This window comes from Streptomyces sp. CT34 (assembly GCF_000805335.1).
Lineage (GTDB): Bacteria > Actinomycetota > Actinomycetes > Streptomycetales > Streptomycetaceae > Streptomyces.
Map to the genome: position 1 here is coordinate 7,970,010 of NZ_KN708638.1, position 5,087 is coordinate 7,975,096.

Annotated in this window: 5 protein-coding genes; 3 read left to right on the plus strand and 2 right to left on the minus strand. The window is 71.2% G+C overall.

All coding sequences use genetic code 11. The features are described from left to right. Together RZ84_RS34455 and RZ84_RS34460 are read left to right on the plus strand one after the other, a co-directional pair. Positions 1–642, plus strand: a 642-nt coding sequence (locus RZ84_RS34455; RefSeq protein ID WP_241777988.1) for an SDR family oxidoreductase, incomplete at its 5' end; no start/stop codon positions are given. Between the two features lie 255 nt (positions 643–897). Then, a complete protein-coding gene (locus RZ84_RS34460) occupies positions 898–2,055 on the plus strand; it encodes an acetyl-CoA C-acetyltransferase (protein WP_043271700.1) in 1,158 nt (385 codons plus the stop codon). A gap of 189 nt (positions 2,056–2,244) precedes the next feature. Here RZ84_RS34460 and RZ84_RS39420 read toward each other — a convergent pair whose 3' ends face one another. Beyond that, on the minus strand, positions 2,245–2,412 hold the full coding sequence (locus tag RZ84_RS39420; protein WP_157878990.1) for a hypothetical protein: 168 nt from the start codon (positions 2,410–2,412) through the stop codon (positions 2,245–2,247). Between the two features lie 711 nt (positions 2,413–3,123). Here RZ84_RS39420 and RZ84_RS34465 point away from each other — a divergent pair. Continuing rightward, the gene (locus RZ84_RS34465) at positions 3,124–3,318 is read left to right on the plus strand and encodes a DUF1918 domain-containing protein (protein WP_043268583.1); all 195 of its coding nucleotides are present in this window, start codon (positions 3,124–3,126) and stop codon (positions 3,316–3,318) included. 105 nt (positions 3,319–3,423) lie between these two features. On the opposite strand, the gene RZ84_RS34470 is transcribed toward RZ84_RS34465, so the two are convergent. After that, a partial coding sequence (locus RZ84_RS34470; RefSeq protein WP_241777989.1) for a TIGR03767 family metallophosphoesterase occupies positions 3,424–5,087 on the minus strand: 1,664 nt, incomplete at its 5' end.

Consider the following 5,087-nt stretch of genomic DNA (forward strand, 5'->3'; position numbering starts at 1 on the left):
GACGCGCACGCCCGGCGGCTGACGGAGAGCGCGACGGCGCTGGCCGCGGAGTTCGGGGCGGACCGGGTCGCCGGACTGCCCTGCGACGTCACCGACGAGGCGCAGGTCGAGGCGCTGCTGACGCTGGCGGAGGAACGGCACGGCCGGCTCGACATCGTGGTCAACAACGCCGGGCTCGGCGGTGCCGCCGAACTCGTCGAGATGACCGACGCCCAGTGGGACAAGGTCATCGACGTCACGCTCAACGGCACCTTCCGCTGCACCCGCGCCGCGCTCCGCCGGATGCGGGCGGCGGGCGGCGGCGTGATCGTCAACAACGCCTCCGTCATCGGCTGGCGCGCCCAGCGCGGCCAGGCCCACTACGCCGCCGCCAAGGCCGGGGTGATGGCCCTCACCCGCTGCGCCGCCCTGGAGGCCGCCGACCACGGCGTACGGATCAACGCGGTCGCGCCCAGCCTCGCCATGCACCCGTACCTGGTGAAGGTCACCACGCCCGAACTGCTGGCCGAGCTCACCGCGAAGGAGGCGTTCGGCCGCTACGCCGAGCCCTGGGAGGTCGCCAACGTCATCGTCTTCCTGGCCGGCGACTACTCCTCGTACATGACGGGCGAGACCGTTTCGGTCAGCTCGCAGCATGCCTGAGCAGCGCCGCCGCGAACTCCGCGGCACCGCGGCGGAGGTGTTCGCCGCCCATCTGCAACGCCACCACCGTCCGGCAGATCGCCGACGCGGCCGGCCCGCTCGCGGGCAGCCGCTACGCCGCCTCCTGGACCGGCCGGGCGCACAGCAGAGCTCCGCCCCGAGGAGACCGCCCGCCACTACCTCTCGACGGTGCTGGACGGCATCGCCTTGCGGAGCCGACCGGCACATCCGCAGAATCAGACCAAGGAGTTCACCATGCCCGAGGCGTACATCGTCGATGCGGTCCGCACCCCGGTGGGGAAGAAGGGCGGAGGGCTCTCGGCCGTCCACCCCGCCGATCTGGGCGCCCATGTGCTGACGGCGCTGATGGCGCGTACGGGCGCCGATCCGGCCGCCGTCGAGGACGTCGTCTTCGGCTGCCTGGACACCGTCGGACCGCAGGCCGGGGACATCGCCCGGACCTGCTGGCTGGCCGCCGGGCTGCCCGAAGAGGTACCCGGGGTCACCGTCGACCGGCAGTGCGGCTCCTCCCAGCAGGCCGTGCACTTCGCCGCCCAGGGCGTGCTCTCCGGCACCCAGGACCTGGTGGTGGCGGGCGGGGTGCAGAACATGTCGCAGATCCCGATCGCCTTCGCCAGCCGCCAAGCCGCCGAGCCCCTGGGCCTCACCCAGGGCCCGTTCGCCGGCTCCGAGGGCTGGCGGGCCCGCTACGCCGATCAGCCGGTCAACCAGTTCCACGGCGCCGAACTGATCGCCACCAAGTGGGACATCTCCCGCCAGGACATGGAGCAGTTCGCGCTCCGCTCCCACGAACGGGCCATCCGCGCGATCGACGAGGGCCGCTTCGACCGCGAGATCGTCGCCTACGGTGAGGTCACCACCGACGAGGGGCCGCGCCGCACCACCACACTGGAGAAGATGGCCGCCCTGGCGCCGGTCGTCGAGGGCGGCCGGCTGACCGCTGCGGTCTCCTCACAGGTCTCCGACGGCGCGGCGGCGATGCTGCTCGCCTCGGAACGGGCGCTGGCCGAGCACGCGCTCACCCCGCGCGCCCGGATCCACCACCTCTCGGTCCGCGGCGAGGACCCGATCCGGATGCTCTCCGCGCCGATCCCCGCCACGGCGTACGCGCTGAAGAAGGCCGGGATGACCATCGACGACATCGACCTGGTGGAGATCAACGAGGCGTTCGCGCCGGTCGTCCTGGCCTGGCTGAAGGAGACCGGCGCCGACCCCGAGCGGGTCAACGTCAACGGCGGCGCCATCGCCCTCGGCCATCCGCTGGGGGCGACCGGCGTCCGGCTGATGACGACGCTGCTGAATGAACTGGAACGCACCGGAGGACGGTTCGGCCTCCAAACCATGTGCGAGGGCGGCGGCCAGGCCAACGTCACGATCATCGAACGCCTCTGAACCGCCCGGTGCGGCAGGCAGGTTACCTCCGCCGTCGGCCTGCTCGACCCCTCACCTGGGAGGCAACCGCCCGATGGTCCACGGCGTGGGAGTCAGGTGAGGGCGGGTGCCCCGCTCGGACCGGCGTCCCGTGCGCCGGGTCGCAAGGTGTCGCACCCGGAGGCGATCTCCTCACCCGCCCTCGGGTGCTCAGTCGTCGTCGAGCCCGAGGAGGTCGGCGACGCCGGGAACGCTGGTGAGGACGGTTTTGAGCGGGGGTTTACCGCCCGCAGCCCCGGCCTGGGCCGGCGCGGCCAAGCCGAAGGTGAGCAGGGTGAGCATGGCGGAGACGGTCAGGACGCGGAGATGGCGCCGCATGGCAGGTCCTTCCTCTCTTTCCGATTGCGGGCCGCGTCGGTGCGCACACGTGACATGCGTGAGGTCGTGATGCGAGCGCCGACGCGGAGTGGATTCGAGGAAGGCATTCCTCCGCGCCGGGCATATTAACGCCACGTCACCCGATGGGCGGGAGCCTTCTGTCCTCCGGCCGTGGACCGCGACCGCCCCCCCGGCGTCACAGTGCAACGCTGCTCGAACACGAGGGTGGGCCCGCCGCGGAGTGAGCAACGAGTTCCCCGGCGTCCTGGTGCAGCTGCGACGCGACGTCACCAAGGCCAACACCGATCTGGAATTCCGTCGCAGTCCTTGTGGGCACTCGGCTGCATCGATCCCAGCGGAGGCGTGCATGAGCTTCACCTTTCGGCACGGCTGAACGTCCCGATGTATGAGGGGAGTTGATGGCATGTGCGGGGCGGTCCGGGGGCCATGACGTGCGCTTCGGCACGGGGGAAGCACGGGAAACGTGCTCAGGCGGCGATACCGAGTTCGGGGTGGGCGCGGTGGACGATCGCGAGAGGCGGCCGACCGAGTCGTTCGCGGCTCAGCTTGTTCGGTAACCCGTCACCTGAACGTCCGGGACCGGTTCGCCGTCAGGTTCACCAGTAGGCCGGAACTTCCGGGCGCTGGTGTCGGTGAGGGCGATCTGCGGGGTATGCCTCAAGCTCACGACGTCTGGAGAGAGGTGACAGGATGCAGGCCAGCGTAGGCGACAGGCTCCTTGTCCACGGCAGGATCGTGGGCCAGCACGATCGGACGGCCGAGATCGTCGAGGTGCTGGGGGAAAACGGCTCGCCTCCCTACCGAGTGCGCTTCGAAGACGGGCACGAAACCGTCATGTCGCCGGGCCCGGACACCGTCGTCAGGTCCTTCCACGCCGAGGGGTAGGCAACCGGCCGCCTGTGCGTGATGACAGCGGCGGCGGCTCGTTCACAAGGGTCCTCGAACCGACTCTGCCGATTGCGGTTGAGTCGACGCGTACGGCGGCGGCTGCTATCCCCGCCGGACCAGGAGCTCGGTGTTGCGATCTGCCGCCGCACCCGCCATCTCCTCATCGACGCCGCGGCCCGTCGTGGCGGCGAGTCCGGGCGCGTTGTAGGCCAGCTCACGGTAGAGGGAGGCGAGGCCCACCGCGGAGAGGTCGTCGAAGTCCGACCGGTGCGGGGCGGCGGACTCCACGAGCGTGGTGAACAGCGACAGCGTGCCGTCATGGTTGTCGACGAGTTCGAGGAGCCGCGCGTGCTGGGGGTAGTCGACGTGGGAGGCGGTGTTGACCTCCCAGAAGGAGCGGGCCGGTGTCGGGTGCGCGTGCGGCGTGATGCGGTTGACGTGGCTGTGTCCGTTGATCCACGCGACCACGTTCGGGAACCGGCTCAGCAGGGCGATCACCTCCGCACCGTCGTGCCGGATTTCGTCGGCGCGGGCCGCGTCGGGGCGCCGGGTCATGCTCGGGCTGTGGTGGTGACTGAAGACGAGGATGTGCGGGTCGTCGACGGTGGCGTTGCGCACCAGGCGCCCGTCGGCGTCGTAGTGGCGCGCGCTGTGGGCGGCCAGCGCGCGCTCCAGCCAGCGCAGTTGCTCGGTCCCGAGCGATCCCTCGTAGTGGCCGCTGCGGTAGGTGGTGTCGATGCTGATGCCGAGGACGCCGTCCGCGATGGGGAAGGTGTAGTACATCCGCTCACCGTCCAGGTGGTTCTCGGTGTACCCGTGCCCGACCGGGCCCGCTCCGGCGTAGGCCGGGTCGAGGTGCGCCGTGAGGTAGTCGTGCGGGGTGACCAGGCGCCGGCGCGGGTCGGCGGTGACGGTCCGCGCCCGGCGGGCGTTGCGGTGCAGGATCTCCTTCAGGACGGTGCTCTTGGGGTCGTCGCCGGATTCCAGCACCTTGGCGAAGGCGGCCACGTCGGCATCCGGTACGGAGAAGAGCTTGCGCGCCCCGGTGATGTAGTCGCTCAGGAAGGGGTCCTGCGGGGCCAGGCATCCGCCCGGCAGGTCGTCGTGGTTGCCGGGCGTCGAGTACCAGGGGATGCGCAGGCCGGGGCTGGTGACGGGGCGTATCGCGGCCTCCAGGAAGCCGGGGATTCGCGGCATTCCGCGAAGTTTGTCCTGGTCGCGCAGGTCGGAGTCGGGGTGCCAGTACAGCGGGAGGCCGCAGTTCTGCACTCCCTCGTATGCGGCCGGATCGCCGGTGTTGGGTGTGATCCGGCCGCCGCTCATCAGCGTCAGGAACCACTCCAGCTCCACCGCCGAGTGGTTGTCGATGTTGTCGCCGGTCGACATCACGAAGGCCGGGGGCCGACCGGTGTGCGGTCCGCCGCCGAGCGCATTGACCTGCTCGACCAGCGAGACCGCGCCCGCCACCGACAGCGCCTCCTGACCCCGCCACGACCCGGGCGATCCGGCGCGCAGGTACTCGGTCCGCAACGGGCTCTGCACGTCGGCCACATGCAGGTCGGTGAACTGGACGAAGCACGCCAGCGCGGTCCGCCGGTCCTCGCGCCCGCTCCGGGCGGCAGCGATGTCGCCCCGCACGACCAGGGGCCATCCGGGTCCGGAGTGGATGCGCCGGTAGCCGCCGCTGCCGGTGAGCCGTGCGGTGGTCTGCAGCGTGGTGGCGCCGTACGGTGCGGCCCGCCGCACGGCGGGGCGGGGGGGGGGGG

What these genes read in the sequence shown, in the direction of transcription:
- RZ84_RS39420 (WP_157878990.1), bottom strand. Translation starts at nt 2,412, where the DNA reads ATGCGGCGCCATCTCCGCGTCCTGACCGTCTCCGCCATGCTCACCCTG.
- RZ84_RS34465 (WP_043268583.1), top strand. Translation starts at nt 3,124, where the DNA reads ATGCAGGCCAGCGTAGGCGACAGGCTCCTTGTCCACGGCAGGATCGTG.
- RZ84_RS34460 (WP_043271700.1), top strand. Translation starts at nt 898, where the DNA reads ATGCCCGAGGCGTACATCGTCGATGCGGTCCGCACCCCGGTGGGGAAG.